Annotated in this window: 18 protein-coding genes and 1 pseudogene; 9 read left to right on the top strand and 10 right to left on the bottom strand. The window is 53.5% G+C overall.

Annotated elements, in window-relative coordinates:
* Positions 1-44: 44 nt before the first annotated feature.
* Genes KTJ90_RS19310 through budA form a run of 3 tightly spaced genes read right to left on the bottom strand, consistent with a single transcriptional unit; the run spans position 45 to position 3,318 of the window.
* Positions 45-818 (bottom strand): (S)-acetoin forming diacetyl reductase, encoded by a 774-nt coding sequence (locus KTJ90_RS19310; protein ID WP_003850595.1) that lies wholly within the window; start codon positions 816-818, stop codon positions 45-47.
* 23 nt (positions 819-841) lie between these two features.
* Positions 842-2,521 (bottom strand): acetolactate synthase AlsS, encoded by a 1,680-nt coding sequence (gene alsS, locus KTJ90_RS19305; RefSeq protein ID WP_039661976.1) that lies wholly within the window; start codon positions 2,519-2,521, stop codon positions 842-844.
* Between the two features lie 14 nt (positions 2,522-2,535).
* Complete coding sequence (gene budA, locus KTJ90_RS19300) at positions 2,536-3,318, bottom strand: acetolactate decarboxylase (protein ID WP_499026629.1); 783 nt, start codon at positions 3,316-3,318, stop codon at positions 2,536-2,538.
* Positions 3,319-3,422: 104 nt separating this feature from the next.
* Here budA and KTJ90_RS19295 point away from each other — a divergent pair, with 104 nt between their 5' ends.
* On the top strand, positions 3,423-4,316 hold the full coding sequence (locus KTJ90_RS19295) for a LysR family transcriptional regulator (protein WP_110412146.1): 894 nt from the start codon (positions 3,423-3,425) through the stop codon (positions 4,314-4,316).
* Between the two features lie 83 nt (positions 4,317-4,399).
* Complete coding sequence (locus KTJ90_RS19290; RefSeq protein WP_003850587.1) at positions 4,400-4,645, top strand: hypothetical protein; 246 nt, start codon at positions 4,400-4,402, stop codon at positions 4,643-4,645.
* Positions 4,646-4,704: 59 nt separating this feature from the next.
* Here the strand turns inward: KTJ90_RS19290 and KTJ90_RS19285 are convergent, their stop codons facing one another.
* The 4 genes from KTJ90_RS19285 to KTJ90_RS19270 all read right to left on the bottom strand — a co-directional run bounded on the left by KTJ90_RS19285 (position 4,705) and on the right by KTJ90_RS19270 (position 10,834).
* The gene (locus KTJ90_RS19285; protein WP_499026626.1) at positions 4,705-7,749 is read right to left on the bottom strand and encodes an efflux RND transporter permease subunit; all 3,045 of its coding nucleotides are present in this window, start codon (positions 7,747-7,749) and stop codon (positions 4,705-4,707) included.
* Positions 7,746-8,879 (bottom strand): efflux RND transporter periplasmic adaptor subunit, encoded by a 1,134-nt coding sequence (locus KTJ90_RS19280; RefSeq protein ID WP_499026622.1) that lies wholly within the window; start codon positions 8,877-8,879, stop codon positions 7,746-7,748. The genes KTJ90_RS19285 and KTJ90_RS19280 overlap by 4 nt, the downstream gene beginning before the upstream one ends.
* A 93-nt stretch (positions 8,880-8,972) precedes the next feature.
* The gene (locus KTJ90_RS19275) at positions 8,973-10,142 is read right to left on the bottom strand and encodes a sensor histidine kinase (RefSeq protein ID WP_499026620.1); all 1,170 of its coding nucleotides are present in this window, start codon (positions 10,140-10,142) and stop codon (positions 8,973-8,975) included.
* Positions 10,139-10,834, bottom strand: coding sequence for a response regulator (locus KTJ90_RS19270; RefSeq protein WP_008926808.1), 696 nt, complete (start codon positions 10,832-10,834; stop codon positions 10,139-10,141). Before KTJ90_RS19270 ends, KTJ90_RS19275 begins: the two co-directional genes overlap by 4 nt.
* Positions 10,835-10,962: 128 nt before the next feature.
* On the opposite strand from KTJ90_RS19270, the gene KTJ90_RS19265 reads away from it, so the two are divergent.
* Both KTJ90_RS19265 and KTJ90_RS19260 read left to right on the top strand, forming a co-directional pair.
* A complete protein-coding gene (locus tag KTJ90_RS19265; RefSeq protein ID WP_003850580.1) occupies positions 10,963-11,751 on the top strand; it encodes a MipA/OmpV family protein in 789 nt (262 codons plus the stop codon).
* 8 nt (positions 11,752-11,759) lie between these two features.
* Positions 11,760-11,882 (top strand): hypothetical protein, encoded by a 123-nt coding sequence (locus tag KTJ90_RS19260; RefSeq protein WP_255348852.1) that lies wholly within the window; start codon positions 11,760-11,762, stop codon positions 11,880-11,882.
* Positions 11,883-11,952: 70 nt separating this feature from the next.
* Here KTJ90_RS19260 and KTJ90_RS19255 read toward each other — a convergent pair.
* The 3 genes and pseudogenes from KTJ90_RS19255 to KTJ90_RS19245 form a co-directional block, all read right to left on the bottom strand.
* Positions 11,953-12,120, bottom strand: a pseudogene (locus KTJ90_RS19255) (family 1 glycosylhydrolase); the annotation flags it as partial.
* A gap of 164 nt (positions 12,121-12,284) precedes the next feature.
* Positions 12,285-13,568 carry a beta-ketoacyl-[acyl-carrier-protein] synthase II gene (gene fabF / locus KTJ90_RS19250; RefSeq protein ID WP_499026617.1) on the bottom strand — a complete coding sequence of 428 codons (1,284 nt, stop codon included), beginning with the start codon at positions 13,566-13,568 and terminating at the stop codon, positions 12,285-12,287.
* Positions 13,569-13,805: 237 nt separating this feature from the next.
* A complete protein-coding gene (locus tag KTJ90_RS19245) occupies positions 13,806-14,420 on the bottom strand; it encodes a TetR/AcrR family transcriptional regulator (protein ID WP_039661988.1) in 615 nt (204 codons plus the stop codon).
* A gap of 194 nt (positions 14,421-14,614) precedes the next feature.
* Here KTJ90_RS19245 and KTJ90_RS19240 point away from each other — a divergent pair, with 194 nt between their 5' ends.
* From KTJ90_RS19240 to KTJ90_RS19220, 5 genes are all read left to right on the top strand, one after another.
* Complete coding sequence (locus tag KTJ90_RS19240; RefSeq protein ID WP_499026612.1) at positions 14,615-15,292, top strand: winged helix-turn-helix domain-containing protein; 678 nt, start codon at positions 14,615-14,617, stop codon at positions 15,290-15,292.
* Positions 15,289-15,453: a hypothetical protein gene (locus KTJ90_RS19235; protein ID WP_499026609.1), complete on the top strand. Its 165-nt coding sequence runs from the start codon at positions 15,289-15,291 to the stop codon at positions 15,451-15,453. The genes KTJ90_RS19240 and KTJ90_RS19235 overlap by 4 nt, the downstream gene beginning before the upstream one ends.
* 103 nt (positions 15,454-15,556) lie before the next feature.
* Positions 15,557-16,048, top strand: coding sequence for a FidL-like protein (locus KTJ90_RS19230; protein ID WP_140915802.1), 492 nt, complete (start codon positions 15,557-15,559; stop codon positions 16,046-16,048).
* A 712-nt stretch (positions 16,049-16,760) separates the two neighbouring features.
* Positions 16,761-17,351, top strand: coding sequence for a helix-turn-helix domain-containing protein (locus KTJ90_RS19225; RefSeq protein ID WP_008926814.1), 591 nt, complete (start codon positions 16,761-16,763; stop codon positions 17,349-17,351).
* A 32-nt stretch (positions 17,352-17,383) separates the two neighbouring features.
* Positions 17,384-18,019, top strand: a complete 636-nt coding sequence (locus tag KTJ90_RS19220) for a helix-turn-helix transcriptional regulator (RefSeq protein WP_140915801.1) — start codon at positions 17,384-17,386, stop codon at positions 18,017-18,019.
* The last annotated feature ends 210 nt before the right edge of the window (positions 18,020-18,229 follow it).

Below are 18,229 nucleotides of genomic sequence, written 5' to 3'. Positions count from 1 at the left end.
AGAAGCAGAGCCTGCTGCGCCGGAACGAAGCAGGCGAGGGCAGATCAGTTAAACACCATGCCGCCATCAATCAAAAGTGACTGGCCAGTCATGTAATCGGAGTCGGGACTGGCGAGGTAGGCGACGCAGGCGGCAACATCTTCCGGTTCAGAAAGACGTCCCAGCGTAATACGTTTCGCAAATTCCTCCGTGCCGTAACCGGCGGGCTTTCCAGCTGCTTCGGAAATCTGTCTGTCGATCTCTTGCCACATTGGCGTTCTGACAATACCCGGGCAAAAGGCATTTACCGTGATCCCGGCAGGCGCCAGATCACGCGCGGCGGTCTGTGTCAGGCCGCGCACGGCGAACTTGCTTGAGCTGTAAACCGCCAGCTCCGGATTACCAACGTGACCCGCCTGGGAGCAGGCGTTGATGATTTTGCCACCGTGACCTTCTGCAGCAAACGCTTTAATCGCGGCCTGCATACCCCAGATCACCCCTTTGACATTGACGTTGTAGACCTTGTCGACCACCGCTTCGGTAATCTCCGCAATTGGCGTGGAGGGCGCAATACCTGCGTTGTTAACGATGACGTCAAAACCACCCAGTGCGAGACGAGCCTCTTCGACTGCGGCCAACACCTGATCGCGCTGCGAGACATCGACCTTCAGGGCTATCGCTTTTCCGCCCAACTGGTTGATCTTGTCTGCGACCTGGCGGGCGGTCTCCTGATTGAAATCGGCCACCGCGACCGCCAGTCCATCTTTCGCCAGACGCAGGGCGATCGCTTCACCAATGCCCTGGCCTGCGCCAGTCACAAATGCCACTCTGTTTTTCATCATGATTTCCTTTTTACATGAACTTAAAGAAGCTGACTCAGATGCAGCTGGCCCATCAGTAACGGGTTGTCAGCGTAATCAACAGGCACAGCCACAACTGCAGGTCCCTGAACATCCATCGCTTTTCGCAGCGTAGGCTCCAGTTCTGCTGCACTAGTCACCGCAAAGCCCGCAGCCCCAAATGCTTCTGCGTAGGCTTTAAAATCAATCGGGCCAAAATGAACACCAGAGACACGGTGATATTTCTTCTCTTCCTGCATCGCCACCATGTTGTAGGCGTTATCAACCCAGACGATGTGCAGAATATTTGCTTTTAACCGGACGGCGGTTTCCAGCTCCATGCTGGACTGCAGGAAGCCGCCATCACCTGAAACCGACACCACTTTGCGTTGCGGATCGACCAGCCAGGCGCCAATCGCCCACGGCAGGGCCACGCCCATGGTCTGCTGACCATTGGAGATCATGATCTGGCGGGCGCGGAAGCTGTAGAGATAGCGGGCGATCCAGATGTGGAAGCTACCCATATCAACGGTGAGGCTGACATCGCTGTTAATAATGTCCTGCATGGCGCGCACGATGCGCAGCGGATGCAGGGCAAACTGATTGAGGCTGGCACCCTGCATTGCCAGTAATTTTCGTTGCTGCTGGCGATCGTCAAGAATAGAGGCAGTTTCTGCAGTCAGTTGCCGTGGCGCAGTAATACGCGCAGCCAGTTTACGCACCGTGGCCGCGATATCCCCCACCAGCTCCGCATCGGGCAGATAGCGGTTGTCGGTCTCTGCGGGTATCACGTCGATATGAATCAACGTGGCATTGCCGCTGTTCCACATCGCAGGTTCATATTCTACCGGGCTGTAGCCGATGGTAATGATCAGGTCAGCCTGTTGCAGCAGCCGGTCGCCTGCCTGGTTATTAAACAGCCCGACACGCCCGGCAAAACGTGAGAAGTGATCCTGTCTGACGGCCCCGGCTGCCTGATAGGTGCTGGTGACCGGAATATGACTACGGGTCAGCAGCTCGTCGATGGCTTCGCTGTTCTCCGTCTGGCTCGCCATCAATCCCAGCAGGATAACCGGATTTTTAGCCCCGGCAATCGCCCTGCTGACTGCCTCAATCATCGCGTCTGGCGCGGCACCTAACACCGGACGGCCTTTACTGCTCAGCGCTTTGCCGGTCACCGGCTGATCGACAATATCCTGTGGCAGGCTGATAAAGGCACCGCCGCCGCGGCCATGTTCCGCATGGCGAAACGCATTTGACAGGCATTCAGAAAGCGCAGAGGGATCGGTCACTTCAACCGCATATTTGGTGATCGGGCGAAACATCGAAACGGTGTCCATGCTCTGATGAACCTGCTTTGCACTGTCGGAACGTTTCACCTGGCCGCCGATAGCGACCACCGGATCACCTTCGCTGGTGGCGGTAGCCATACCGGTGATCAGGTTAGAGCAGCCCGGCCCTGAGGTAACCAGCGCCACACCCGCGTTGCCGGTGAGACGGCCAACTGCGGCGGCCATAAACGCGGCGTTAGCTTCGTGGCGAACCGGTATGGTCTGAATGGATGAGTCCAGCAGCGAGTCAAAAACCTTATCGATCTTTGCGCCAGGGATGCCAAAGACATGCTGGACACCCTGTGCCTCAAGTTGCGCGACCACCAGGTCAGCGCCACAGGTCCAGAGCGTGGTATCGGTTGAAGTTTTCATCGTCATTCCTCTGATTAGCTTTCTACCGCTCGGATCGCGGCGTCAAGATTGGCGGGGTTCAGGTCGGCATTGAGAAAGTCACTGTCCTGCGGCAGATCCACGACCAGCTTGCTGATGGCACCAAAGGTCAGGGTGCCCTGTTCCAGCGCGTAATCGAGAATGTGGCCGCCGCCTTCGCGGTCGTCGGTAATAAAATGTTCGTGATAGCCCGCAACGTTAATGCCCTGCATATATTGCGGCGTGCGGAATCCAATCAGTTCCCCCGCACGCTGGCTAAAGGAAAAGGTAGGCTGATCGCCCAGCACTTCCGGCATGGATCGATACGGGCGGCACTGGCACGGCACGGTGCGGGTATCGACGCGGCTGAAACGACCGCTGATGCGTAGCGCACAGAACTGGTTATCGGAGGTGATTTCGCTGTCGATCACCCGATGGATGTCCTCGCGTGACATCGGCCGGTCAAACTCAAACAGGTGCTGCGGCTTGAAAAAGGTCATGACCGCAAACGGAGTTTTCTGCGCCGGATCGGCTGGATGCGCGCTGCCGTCGGCGTGCAACTGATAGACTTTGCTGTCAAACGCGATCATCTCGCCATCCAGCCGGTTGAAGGTGCCCAGGCCGAAATCCCCTTTGCGCAGCAGGTCGGCAATGCGGACATTACCGTCATAGACGCCGCTCAGCAGCGCACTCATTAAAGAGGTCTGATAGATAACACTTTCTGGCGCATCCTGGGAAAGCGTTAAGACAGTATGTTTTAGTTGATCCTCGCAGGAACAATCAGTTACACAATTGCTCATTTGATGCCTCGTCGATTAACCGTTAAGCCGTGTTAACCTAATGGTGAACCGATTCAGTCGGTGGGTCCAATAGCGAAACCTGTTAACTTTGAGACGTTTTTGATATGGAACTTCGCCATCTGCGTTATTTTGTTGCCGTAGCCGAGACGCTTCACTTTACCCGAGCCGCTGAATTGCTGGGGATATCGCAGCCGCCACTGAGTCAGCAGATATTGCGGCTGGAGCAGGAGATCGGCACGCCATTGTTGAAGCGGCTGACGCGCGGGGTTGAACTCACTGAAGCGGGAGAAGCGTTTCTGGCGGATGCCCGACAGATTGTGCAGCTGGCCGATCAGGCGCTGGAAAACGCGCGTGGCATTGCGCGCGGGATCAGCGGTCAGTTGTCGCTGGGATTTGCCAGTTCGGTGGCGTTTAATTCGCGCATCTTCACGCTAATCCATAAGTTTAAGGAACGTTATCCCGCGATGACGTTTCTGACGCGTGAAGAGAATATGGCGTTGCTGATGCAGGATTTACAGGAGGGATTACTGGATGCGGCCTTTATCCGGCTGCCGTGCGAAAGCAGCAAAGCGTTTAATCTGCGTGTCATTTCCACCGAAAAAATGCTGATTGCGCTGCCGCGTTCTCATCCCTTAAGCGGTACACCCACTGTGCCGCTCTCCGCGCTGGCGGATGAAACCCTGATCATTTTCCCGCGTGACGTCTCGCCGAGCCTGTATGAGCTGATTGTCACTGCCTGTCTGCGGGCGGGCTTTTCGCGCCACACCTTCCAGCAGGCGCCGCAAATCACCACGTCGTTGGGTATGGTTGCGGCCGGCTGCGGGATTGCGCTGGTGCCGGAGTCGATGCGCTGCGTCGATAACCCCGACGTGAGTTTCTGCGATATCGAAAACAACACGCTGTTTACCGACGTGGCCTTTGCCTGGCGTCGGCTTCATCCGTCAAAAGCGGTGCTGCATCTGCTGGCAATGCTGGCAGAACTGCCTGCGCCACACTAAGAGATGGGTTGATAAGCGCCAGCTATTGTAATGAAAACAATAACCAACTGGCGGCACGAAGCCGGGATGCCAATAATCGGTGCATGACTATATATCGCGTAAGAGTCGGGTTTCATAACCCGTCAGCCCTGACATTCAGGCAACTGGATGAAATTCTGGAGCCGCAGCGATTCTGGAGAACAGATTCGGCAGGCGGCCAGTTCCGCTATTTCATGGAGTATGAGTACCAGTCTGACGTGCGTGACCTTTGTTCGGTCTGCTCGCTGGCCTACAGTCAGGCCTGCAAAGTCAGAAAGTGCCCACTGATTCTGGTCGAGGTGATGAACTGAGGACGTCCGGCGATTCTGCTGTTCCTGGTACAGAATCGCCGGACTTTTTTTGAACGGATTTAACGTGAACGGCGTTCCATCATCAGACTTAACGCAGCGGGCAATACCGTAAGTGTCACCAGCGTACCGCTCACCAGACCACCAATAATCGCCAGTGCCATCGGCCCCCAGAAAACCTGATGAGAAATAGGGATCATGCCCAGGATTGCGGCACACGCGGTCAGCACGATTGGACGCGCCCGGTGATGGGCGGCCTGCCGGATAGCTTCCCCAGCGGCAAGTCCGGCGCGGCTGTTCGTATCCACTTCACTGATCATAATCACGGCGTTGCGGATGATGATTCCCGCCAGTGCAATAATTCCCAGCAGCGCCACAAACCCCAGCGGAGTACCCGCCGGCAGCATTGCGGATATGATGCCTGGCAAACCAAACGGTGCCATGCTTAGCGCCAGCAGCATGCCTGAGAAACGTTGCAGCTGAATCATCAGCAGGATCAGCATGGCGCAGATCGTCACCGGCAACAGAGCAAACACAGAACCGTTGCCTTTGTCTGATTCTGCCGCCACGCCACCTTCTTCAATACCATATCCGGCAGGCAGTGAAGCACGCAGAGCAGCGACACCTGGTGCGAGCTGTTGCGAAACCTGTTCAGCCCGCTGACCGGGTGCGATATCAGTCTGTACGGTGATGTAAGCCAGCCGCTGACGGCGCCAGATCACCGGGTCGTCCACCCCCCAGTTCAGCGTCGCGACCTGCCGCAGCGGAATTTTTTGTCCGCTGGCATTGGTAATCATCAATCCTGCCAGCAAGTCAGTGTCCTGGCGCGCCTTGTCATCGCCGCGCAGCACCACATCGATCAGGCGGTTGCGATCGCGCAGCGTGGTCACCACGCTGCCGGACATCAGCGTATTCAGCGCGGTGGCTATCGTGTCTGATGAGAGTCCAGCCGCGCGGGCCGCTGTCTGGTTTACTGCCAGCCTGATAACGCGTTCTGGCTCTCCGGCGGTGAGATTGACACCCCGGGTCAGCGGTGAGCGAGCAAGCTGTGCCGCCAGCCGATCGGCGACCTGCCGAACCTGTGCATTGTCCGGACCGGTGATGCGATATTTCAGTGGCCAGCCAACCGGCGGCCCCAGCTCAAGCGGTGAGACGCGAGTACTGATATCGTTAAAATCTGCTGCCAGTTTTCGTTCCAGCCGGCTGCGCAGCCGATCGCGCACGGTGAGATGTTTTGCCACCACCACCACCTGCGCGATGTTTTCATTATCCAGCAGCACATCCATCGGTAGATAGAAGCGGATTGCACCTGAGCCAACGTAGCTGGTGAAGTTCGCCACATCCCGATCATTCTGGAGCATTTTTTCAAGTTGTACGGTACGACGCAGGGTTTCGGCCTGCGCGGCATTGGCGGGCAGCGTCAGGCTGACCAGCAATTCGGGGCGGTCTGACGCCGGGAAAAACTCACCCTGCATAAAGGTGGTGGCATAAAGGCTGACTAACAGCACTGCCATTGCCACGCCCATTGTCACCAGTCGGTTACGCAGAATCACGTCCAGAAGTCGGTGATAAGTGCGTGCAAGCACGCCCGGCGACGGGTGGGCTGTTATGTGCTTTACAGACAGCAGCCAGCAGCCGGTGAGTGGAGAAAAGATTACTGCGACCACCCACGAGCAAAGCAATGCAAGCGCAATCACCACAAACAGCGAATAGCAGTACTCTCCGGCACTGGAGGCAGCGAACCCGACCGGAATAAAACCCGCAATCATCACCAGCGTGCCGGTCAGCATTGGGAATGCGGTGGTTTTGAACGCATACGTCGCGGCCTGCCACTTACTGTCGCCTGCTTCCAGCCGCGCCACCATCGCTTCGACAGTGATCATCGCGTCATCCACCAGCAGCCCCAGCGCAATGATCAGCGCACCCAGTGAAATTCGTTGCAGGCCGATACCCGCCAGCAACATGCCGGTAAAGGTCATGGCCAGCACCAGCGGAATGGCCGCTGCCACCACCAGACCAGCACGCAGTCCCAGCGAGACGAAAGAGACGGCTAACACGATGACGACCGCTTCGCCCAGTATCCGGACAAAGCCGCTGACCGCATTTTTCACCACGGATGACTGGTCAGCCACGCGGGTCAGGGTGATGCCGTGCGGTAACTGACTGGCCAGTGTCTGCATGCGCTGGTTAAGCTGCTTGCCGAAATCGAGCATGTTGCCGCCTGGGGCCATGGAAATCGCCAGCCCGATAGCCGGAACGCCGTTAACCCGAAACGTGGGTGCCGGGGGATCGGCAGGTTGAAGAGTGATGGTAGCCAGTTCAGTCAGCGGGATGAAACGCTCTCCGATATGCAGGGTAATTGCCCGCAGGTTTTCGACCGAGGTCAGGGTGCCACTGACCCGCAGCGCAATGTTCTCGCGGTCGGTTCGCAGGCTGCCCGCGGGTACCACGTCGTTCTGCGCTTTGATGGCGTCGCTGACCTGCTGTAAATCGAGTCCCATGCCATTTAGCTTGCGCGGGGAAAAGGCGATAACCACCTGCTGCTCCTGCACACCCAGCAGGGTGGTTTTTCCGATGTCGGGCAGACTCGTCAGACTTCGCCGCAGGTTATCGACCCGATCGCGCAACTCTCTGGCGGTAAAACCATCAGCCGTAAACCCATAAATTGTGCCGAAGGTGTCATCAAACTCATCGTTCACTGCCGGACCCTGCACGCCCTGAGGCAGTGAAGCGGCAACGTCTTTCATCTTTTTACGTAACTGATACCAGGTGCCAGCCACCTGAGAGGGTGGTGTGTCATCACGCAGGTTGACATATATCACCGTTTGCCCGGCGCGGGTTTCGCTCTCAACGGCGTCCAGCGACGGGATCTCCTGTACCTTCTGTTCCAGTACGTCAGTGACCAGTTGCACCATATTGTCCACGTCCGCGCCCGGCCATTGGGCCGAGATGACGGCAGTTTTGATGGTAAACGCCGGATCTTCATTGCGGGAGAGACGTTCATAGCTCAGTACACCTGCCGCCATCACCAGCAGCATGAAAAAGATGACCAGTTGCTGATGCGCCAGCGCCCAGCCAGAGAGGTTAAAGCCAGCCGGTTTTTTCATGGCGCCTCCTGCATCAGCGAGACCTTTTCGCCGGGCTGCAGGGTATTAACGCCGGCCGTCACAACGCGCTCGCCCGGCTGGATCCCGGCAGTTACAAAGATTTGCTGCGCGTTAAAGCGGGCCAGGACTACCGGACGAAGCTGCAAGCGTGACGCTGCATCAACAACCAGCAGCGCGGGTTTGTCTGAGAAACGGGTCAGAGCGCTGGCGGGCAGGGCGATCACTGGCGGTTGTGCATCGGGCAGGCTGACGGTGACCGTGGCACCGGGTGCCATCGCCTCAGGTGGATTTATCAACGAGATGCGCAGTCGCCACGTGCGGGTCTGCGGATCGGCTTGTGGGCTGATGTCACGCACCGTGCCGCTGGCCTGCACGGTGTGATCGGCGAGCAGCGTCACCTTTAGTGGTATTTGGTCGTCAGGACGCAAAAGCGCTGGTGTGGTCAGGTCAAACACCGCATCGCGTGCATCTCCCGCTGCCAGCGTCATCACATTTTGTCCAGCGCTGACCACCTGGCCAGGCTGAACCGTGATGGCGGTGATCCGGCCTGCGGTGGGTGCAGTGAGTTGAGTCCAGCTGAGAGTGTCCTGGGCATTTTTTAGCGCTGCTTCGCTGCTGAGACGGCGTGACTGCGCGCTTTGCCAGTCTGCCTGGGCGCTGTCAAGCTGGCTGCGGGCGATGGCGCCACCGGGCATCAACAGCCGCATTCGATGAAGATTAAGTGCGGCGACCCGTTCGGCGGCGCGAGCGCTGTCGAGATCGGCCTGTGCGCTACTGAGCTGATTACGTGACTGATCATTTTCCAGCGCTGCAAGCGGTTGTCCGGCGCTGACGCGATCGCCCAGTTCAGCCGCACGACTCACGACCCGGCCATCCAGCCTGAAAGCAAGCGCGACCTCTTCATGGGCGCGGATTTCTCCGGTCAGCACCAGTGAAGCATCACTTCCGAGCGGCGGAACAATCACCGTTTTAACTGGTCGCGGCGGGGCAGCGGGCGGGGCAGAATTATTGTCCCGGCAGCCAGTCATGATGAGCACGCCAAGCAGCACAAACATGGCTGGTGCAAAGATCTGAACACTAAAAAGGTGACGCCACACCTGGCGGGCAGCATCCGGGATTAAATCAGTCATAGCCGGGTTCCTTTAATGAGTTGTGCTCATTGAACCCGGCTTGTGTCCAGAAACGTTGCATGAACCATCAAGAAATGGTCAAGCCAGAACAATTTATCTCCCCGGCAGCGTTATCCCGATTAACAGGCCGCCGTCAGCGGGTAACGTGGCGCGAAGTGATCCGCCGTGCGCCTCGATGATAGCTTTGGCGATCGACAATCCCAGACCGCTCCCGCCAGAGTGGCGAGCACGAGAGGAGTCAGCCCGGGTAAAGCGATCAAACAGCTGCGGCAGAAAGTCCGGCTCTACACCCTGACCATAATCGCGAAAAGTCAGGGTAACCGCCCGATCGTTCTGGCTGGCGGAGATCAGCAACGCACCCCCGTCCGCCGCGTAGCGCAGCGCATTCTCACAAAGGATCGTCACCACCTGGCCCAGGCGGAATGCATCGGCATTGAGCATCAGAGCCTCTGGTGCGATGACGCTGATGGTCACACCTGCCTGTTCTGCCTGCGGCAGCAGCCAGCCCGTACGCTCGCGCAGTAACTCACTGAGATTAAACCGTTCCCGGTTCAGGACCAGCTGACCGGCATCCGCCAGTGACAACAAATGCAGTTCATCGATCAGTCGGCTGAGCTGCGTCAGTTGCTTCATGATCATTGCCAGTTGCTGCGGCTCCGCTGGAAAGACGCCATCCAGAATACCCTGCAACCGGCCCATCGCCGCCGTCAGGGGTGAGCGAAGTTCATGTGCCATCGCCACATGCGAGGTGCGCAGCTCGCGCTCGTAACGCGCCAGTTGCTGCGTCATCTGATTAAAATCTTCGGTAAAGCGCACCAGCTCCTGCGGAGCTTCTTTTACCACTGCGGCTGTTCGGCCAAATTCCCCTTTTGATACCGCGCGCGCCGCGGCCGCCAGCTGACTGAACTGCGTGGAGAGTGGGCGCGCGAAACGCAGTGCCATAAACACCATAAACGGGATGGTGACGACCACCAGCGCAATCACAGTAAACCAGTCCGACGAGGCCAGCGACGGATCAGAAAAAGTGAGCCCCCACCATTGATCCACGATCTGGTGAAAGCGTGCCGGGTCGCTGGCAGGATGGCGCCGTAGCTGTGAAAACTCCTCCAGCAGTGCGGGTGGCATACGGTAATAGACCCAGTACGCCTGCACCGCGAAGCGCAACCACATACAGAAGGCGATCAGAATGACACTGCCAATCGCCAGAAACATGACCCTGACGCAGATCCAGCGCCACAGAGAGTTGTAGATGTTTTTATTCATGGCTGTCTGAACCGGTAACCCACGCTACGCACCGCAGGTAACACGTCAGAGATGCCTGCAGCTTCCAGTTTACGGCGCAGGTTGTAGACGTGTGTATCCACCACCCGCTCCAGCGCATCGCTTTCCGGCAGACAGTGCTCCAGCAGAAACAGACGGGTAAACGGACGGGTTGGTGCGCGCATCAGGGTGACCAGCAGGGAAAATTCAGTGGGTGTCAGATCGAGACGGCGCGATGTGCCACTGTCGCATTCAATTACGGCTGTGAGGGCGATCGGATCAACGACCAGACCGGCCCAGCGCAGGATTTCGGTGACCGGCGCGCTATTCTGACTGCGGCGCAACACCGCCTGCACGCGCGCCACGACTTCGCCTGGATGATAGGGCTTGACCACATAGTCATCAGCGCCATAGCGGAGTGCACCGATGCGGTCCGGCGCATCGCTCATCGCCGTCACCATGATCACCGGCGTATCGTCGCGACGTCGCAGTGCGGCCAGCACTTCGGTGCCGTTCATGCCAGGCAACATGATATCCAGCAGGATCAGATCGGGCTGCCAGCGTCTGGCGGCATCCAGCCCGCCAGGTCCGTCACCGACAATCATAACCTCATAATTTTCACGTTTCAGATAGGCCTCAAGGACGCCGGCCGCGTCAGCATCATCTTCAATAATCAGGATACGTTTTAGCTGCATTTCAGATCACCTTGACTGTTTCTTCATAAATCCCTGGTCGTTCATTGACACTCGCCCCGCATACTCCGGCCAGTGACGCGGCCCTGAATCCCTCAGCTCCGCACCTGATGTGATAATGAGGAAACGAGATGATAACCGGAAAAATAACGCTTCACATGGTCTGTTTTTCACTGGCATTAAGCGCGGCTGCCGCAAGAGCGGATGACAGTGCCACGCCTTCGTCCAGTGTGACGGTGGGCATTGCAGGCATCAATGCACCGCGTTACAGCGGCGCAGATAAGCAGCACTGGCAGCTGACGCCGATTATTCAGGCGCGCGACGGGGCTTTCTTTCTCGATTCGCAAAAAGGGATTGGCTACGATCTACAGGCAGATAATGGGTTGTATCTGGAACATACCCTGGGCTATGGGTTAGGCCGATCTGACCGCAATTCCTCATGGCGTGACGGTGATGACCGGCTCAGGGGCATGGGAAAGATCGATGCCACGGTGAACACCGCGCTTGCGGTGGGATGGTCAGTCACACCATGGTTTGTGCTGGAGGGCAAAGCGACGCTGCCACTAAGTGACAGTCAGGGCGTGCAGTATCGGACATCCGTAACGTTGATTCCCTGGCAGACCAGCGATGATACGGTGGCACTGCAGGTGGCAGGTCTGTTTGGCGACGGACGTTACATGAACACCTGGTACGGTGTTAACCGCGAGCAAAGCGCGCGTAGCGGTTATGAACGTTATGACGCTGCGGGTGGATTTTATGGCACCGACGCCAGCCTGACCTGGAGCCATCAATTTACGCCCGCCTGGGCTGCCAGTGTCATCGGTGATTACACATGGCTGGATAAACATGCCTCAGATAGCCCGATTGTCGCGCGGCACAATGGCGCATCGGCAACCCTGGCATTGAGTTATACCTTCTGAATGGCACCATGAAGAAAAACGGGATGCGCAGCCACCGTCGTTTGCTTGCTGCGCTGATTCTGTTGTATCTGCTGGTTTATGCAGTGATTGTTGTGGCGTTGAGTCTGTTCGATGCGCCGGTACAGGGATAGGGCACTGCAGCGGCTATGAGTTGGTGTGAGGCGCAGCGAGGATTATAATCATTCAGCCGCAGGTGGGTGAAAATGCTGCAACGACCTGATGATTTTTCCTGTCTTCCTGTTCCGGCATTGCCATCGGCATATCGAAGTGAAACAGCGTAATAAAGGGAGTCATACCCTGTGCCAGCAGTTCATCAATGCGCTGGTTACAGAAGACAACAGCCTCCTGACTGACGTAGTCGGTGCCATTGTTGAAAAAAAGGAGAGGATCGGGAAGTCAGGAAGGGTTCAGGTTTATGACGCTATTGCTGACGGAGAGCCTCTGGAATTATCCAGCAAAGCGTGATCTTCTGGAGACTTAAACCCTGCGCGACCAGGATGTCTGGTGGCGCAGGTTGAGTCTTCACGATGACGTCAATGCCACTTACGAAGCAGGAGGCTGGCGTTGACGCCGCCAAAGCCGAAACCGTTCGACATGGCATAAGTCAACTCCGCCGGGCGTGCAGTGAGCGCCACCAGGTCAAGATTGCCTGCTGCGTCATCGGGATGATGAAGGTTCAGTGTCGGCGGGATAAGCTGCTGACGCAGCGCCATCAGGGTAAATATCGCCTCAACGCCGCCCGCTGCACCCAGCAGATGGCCGGTGGCAGATTTGGTTGAAGAGATCGCGACCTGTGAATTATCGCCAAATACAGCTCGAATAGCGGCCAGCTCGCCGTGATCGCCAACCTGTGTTGAGGTTGCATGAGCATTGATGTGATGAACGTCATCCGCGCTGATACACGCCTGGCGCAGAGCGGTTCTCATTGCCCGCGCAGCGCCACTGCCATCTTCCGGACCTGCGGTAAGATGGTAAGCATCGGCGCTGGTGCCATAACTGATAATTTCCGCCAGTGGCGTCGCACCCCGAGCCTGGGCATGGGCAAGCGACTCGATCACCAGCAAACCAGCACCTTCGGCCATCACAAAGCCGTTTCTGTCGCGATCAAACGGACGTGATGCGAGATGCGGATGCTCCTCATAGCCCGTGCATAGGGCACGCGCTGCCGCGAAACAGCCCAGCGTTACGCGATCCAGCGCCGCTTCGGTCCCGCCACAAATCGCAATGTCCGCTTCGCCGCTTCTGATTAACCTTGCTGCATCACCAATAGCCTGCACGCCTGCGGCACAGGCTGTAACCGGTGCGCCCAGCGGGCCGGTAAAACCGTATTTAATAGAGACATGACCCGCGGCCATATTGGCCAGAAACGAGGGGGCAGTGAAGGGCGAAAGTCTGCGCGGACCGCGCCCATCCGTGGTGCGCACGGCGTCAGCAATTGCGCCAAAACCGCCGACGCCGGAGGCAATAATGGTCGCGGTGCGTTCACGCGCGGCCTCATCTTCAGGATGCCAGCCCGCCTGAGCCAGCGCTTCTTCTGCCGCAAGCAGCGCAAATTCAATAAATCGCGACATTTTCTTACGCTCTTTCGGCGCAATGAATGACTCCGGGTCATATCCCGCCAGCGGATCTTCATCAATGCCTGGCACAAGGCCACCTACTGAAATCCCGGTGCCGGCAGTGAGTGTGTCGGGCAGCGTGCGGATACCGGACTCACCCGCCGTTAATCGCTGCCAGACGTTGTTAACGCCACAACCTAATGGCGAAACGACGCCCGCGCCGGTAATGACGATGCGTTGTGATGAGGATGAGTGACTCATGAGGTTGCTCCCGTAAGCTGTCCGGGCAGCGATTGACATGCTGACGCGGAGAGGTGAAACGCGCCTGAAGCGCAAATAGCGAGGCCCAGCACAGGATAGTGCGATGGACGCGCGCAGAGATGGAACATCACAGGCTGAGATAAGCGAAGTAGCATCAGAATCCAGAGCGATGACAAAACAAGTCGCTATATTTGATCTGGTGACTAATTAAGTCAATAGTCACATTATGCGGAATGCTCAGGGCGCCAGGCTGCGTAATACCAGCGCTGCCAGCTGCGCAGAGGCTTCCTCAGCGTCGTCAAGACTGTACTGGAGCAATACCGGACTGGCATAAGGTTTAAGAACCCGATAGATCGCTTCTGCTGCTTCATCAGCCGGTGTTTTACGCTCAAACTCACCCGTTTCGCGCCCCAGGCGCAGTATTTGCAGAATCAGGTTAAGCAGTCGCTCTTCATGAGCTGAGGCTGATGGCCAGCGATCGCGAGATGCCACAGCGGCAATATCGTAGAGTTTGCGTTCATGAAAAAACAATTCAGTGCCGGTGGCAGAAAGCGTGCGAAACAGCCGTCGCAGTTGTTCTGATGCCCCAGGTGCATCAACCATCGCTTCTTCGACACGCTGCATAATCATTGCCAGCCGATTGGCACATATTACTTCTCCAATCGCCTGTTTAGATTCAAAAAATTTATAGATATATGCTTTCGAAAAACCAATAGCTCTTGCGAGATCAGAAACCGTCGTTTTTTCATAGCCATAATGTGCAAAGTGTTGCATGGCAGCATCAACAATCTGGTCACGAACGTTGTGCCCGGCCGGACCACGTGTCGCATTTTCTGTTACAGACTGGATCATTGTTAAAACCTGACAGAGTAAAGGTGGATGAAAACTCAGTGACCACTGTTATTAATGGTCACATGTTAGGCTGAGCTGCGGTGAAAATCTACAGTCCGGATAAGATGGAGAGAGTCTGGCACTGTTTATGCGACTCAGTACCTCATCGGTGAGAAGGATCAAACAATCGAATCTCCTCTGGATACGCCATAGTAGTGCCAGCTAAACATCATCTTAGTGAAATGTCAGATTCAGGTTTCTTGAGTGCTTCTTTAATTGAGCTGAATTATACTGTCGGGAATGAAGGAAAATTCAGTGGTTTTTTAATGATTTACATTATTGATGGCCAGATCACCTACAATTCTGACGACTGTACCCTCACGCACATGCCTACCCAGGAAACGCTGAGTCTGAGTATTTCTTCTGGTCGTCTTTTTGAGCAGCTACTGAATTCTCAGGGAGAAGTCCTGGCACGCGAAATCCTGCTGACTGAAGTCTGGGATAAATATGGCCTGCGCGGCTCAAACAGTAATCTGAATCAGTATCTAAGTATGCTGCGCAGAGCGCTCGCCGCTTATGGCTGTGAAAATTTAATTATCACCATTCCGAAAATTGGCATCAGACTCAACACTGACATCAGCATTGAACGTGAAAGCCCACAGGCTACGGATGTGACAGATGCCCAAACGGATGAGGTGAACGCTGAAGATTCTGGTTCAGTGGAGAAAAGCCACACTCTATTAACTGAGTCTGTTAATCAGGATGTAAGTGTCAAAAAACCGCTCCTCAACTTCAGTAAGATGATTTTTTTTTCATTATTATATTGGTGTTACTGGGCAGTTCTCTCTGGTATTACGCGGGGTCTGGCTTTGATGAAAAGAGTTACTCTATGAGTACCATCAAACTGGAAGGCGGCTGCGAAGCTGTGATATTGCAAGGGCTCAATGTTTTTGAAAAAAAATCACTTAATAAAGAAATTACAGAAATCCTGAAAGAAAATAATCAATCCTGTATACCAGGACGCCGTATCTATTTGATAAAAAAACCTCATTAACGACGACTAATTATGGCAGAACGATGCTCTCTGCATGCAATCTTAACAGTAGTGGTCATATCGTTTCCTGTGACAACTTCTATTATCTGGACTGGAGAACGTCTTGAAACGAAATGCCACGCTGACAATATCCCTGGCTGCACTTTTACTGGTGATTTTTACAGGATTTAACTTTTTCAAATCCCGGGCTAACGATCTGCCTTTCCGCTGCTCAGCATTCAGTCGCTACGAGCTAAGCCGTCATGATGCTACTAGAATTGAGTTTGCTGTAACACAGGATCTGCGTTTTATCGATTCTGATACAGGATATCTGTTATTAAATGGTCAGGTTACAGTTGATGATAAGATTACAGGACTTAATCGGCGTATTGCGTTAAGTCAGGGCCGGAAAATAGACAGTGATACATACCGTTATAAAATCACAAAGATGATCACTTCTACGAATGATTCAACACCAGACGATGTTTTTAATATTTTGCTGGCTGAGATTGCACTCGACCCCAATTATTTACAGCTGGACATCACCCGGCTAAATGGGAATGCTTATCTTATAAGTGGTCCCCTTTCAAGTTTATTTACCTGCCAGCGGTATTAAACCCGTCAGTTTTTAGTGGGAATTATACCCGTAAGATAGAATGCTCTTACGGGTATTTTTCTGATGCCATTTTTCAGGCGCAACGTAAATCCCCGGTTGGTAATAAATATAGGCGTTCAGATGAGCGTTTTTTTGGTTTTTAAAATCCCGTTTGCCAGAGTGTTGATAATACGGATGGTATGCATTCTGCCATCAAGATTTCAATGCGAGGACAAAAGCGGATCTTACCAAAATAGAGAGTGCAGAACTTACACTATGTACACCTGCAGGTAAGATAGGGTGCTGGGTGCAAAATCTCCTTTTGGAGCTTTAACCTATATTGAGGCATTAAAATAGAATAAAAACCTAATTATTAGATTGTTGTGGATTTAAATGTCCATTTTGGGAGCGGTGTGTCCTAATTAAGCCTGACGGATGTTTTGTTATTTTATCAATACAGGACTTCACAATGATGGCTGAATATTTTTATTCTCAACTTTGGCTATATCTCAACACTGTAAGGCTTTTTTGTATGCCTGATATGACGAATCGATAACCTGTATGCTCAGGTGATTATGATTTCCTGAGAAAACGACAACGCTATCATTTACTTCGTTAAAATTCTGACGTGTGCTTTTGTCTGCTAATTTACAAGCATTTAAGTGGTGTAATGATATTTACTGATTTTTCTACTAATCACTAACCTTGTGTTAGTCAGATTGAGTTAATTATTATGTTTAGAGTAACCGAAAATCATGAGCGGGTCATTGATGCATTAGCCGGATATACCCAGGCTGCAAATCCAGATGAGATTTCGCGTGGGAAGCGTCGCTATCATCTTACTAAAGATAATCTACGCCGAATTATGTTCATTCTTGATGGTGATTTCTTACTCAAGTTAAAGGGCGATCATAAGGTGTTGAATGTCTTATCGGCTCCCTTTGTTGTCGGCGTTACGCCAGCACTCGATGAACCTCCCGTTTATCTGGAAAGGATTGATTATGGAAAAGTCAGTTTTATTGATTACGATCTATTCTGGCAACTGATCTTCGAGAAAGACCTTTTCAATGACGCTATGTCTATTTTATCTGGCCAATATTCTGACCTGATGAACTATATACAGTTATCTAAAAATAATTCCTATGATGAAGTGGTTTCCTTAATCCGGCATTGGGAAAAGCTACCACCGCATCTTAAAAAACGATTTTCAGCACTTTGTCTGATTCAAAGTAGTTCACATCTTTCAAAAAGCTCAATTTGCAGAGTGCTGAAAGAATTGAAAGAGAAAGGTGAGCTCACCCTGGTTAATGGCAAGTTTACCTGATTATTTTAACTTTTGAGATGCTTAAGGAAAAAATGGATTTTAAAGTTGTTTGTACAAATGAAAACTACTTCTTTCGGTTGGGCATCTCAAAAATAATTGAGGAGGCATTACTATCTGATTCATCTGTGGAGTTTTTACGAACTGACAGTTCACAACGTCTGGGCCTGGCCGATTTTATACTCATTAATGCTGCTCAGTGGCGTCTTTATATGTGTCAGCCGGCCTACCGTGCTCGGAAGCCCGGTAGCATTATTATAGTGTTCACTGACGATGTTGAAGACATCACACTTGAGCAACTTCCTGTATGCTATCGCTCTATTATTATTATTTCGCGCAATGATTCCATTCGGGATATTCACGAGAAAATCATTCGCTTCTGGGTCGGTCATCAGGGAAACAGACAAGGTTTTCTACCGTCAGATTGCACAGGCTGTGTTTTTGCACGTGTGACGATAGTCCAGTTGCAGGTGCTGAGTTTTTTAAAAAAAGGGTATAATGTCGGGCAAACAGCTAAGCATCTTAATCTTTCAGTTAAAACTATTTACACACATAAGTATAATGTAATGAAAAAGTTTTCACTCAACGGTGACAGGCAATTTAACGCATTTATCAATGATCTTTCTCTGTTTGAGCTTTATAAAGGAATTATTGATACCCCAGAGCCTTAATCGACAATGTCTCTTTTTGATGTGGTTCGGTTGTTCTTTTTTTGTTGGGTGAGAGGAGTGACAAACTTATGACATCGTTATGAAAGAGTTTAATGAGAAGATGCTATCGTTATAAAAATTAATACACGTTTCAGAATGCTGAAAATACCTAAACAACTTCATTTTTCGAATAATAAAAAGTATGTGAGAATTAGCCTGTTAATTAAGAGT

The sequence above is a fragment of the Pantoea jilinensis genome (assembly GCF_019104105.1).
In the GTDB taxonomy this organism is placed as follows: domain Bacteria; phylum Pseudomonadota; class Gammaproteobacteria; order Enterobacterales; family Enterobacteriaceae; genus Pantoea; species Pantoea eucalypti.
This window is presented reverse-complemented; position numbering and strand designations above follow the sequence as displayed.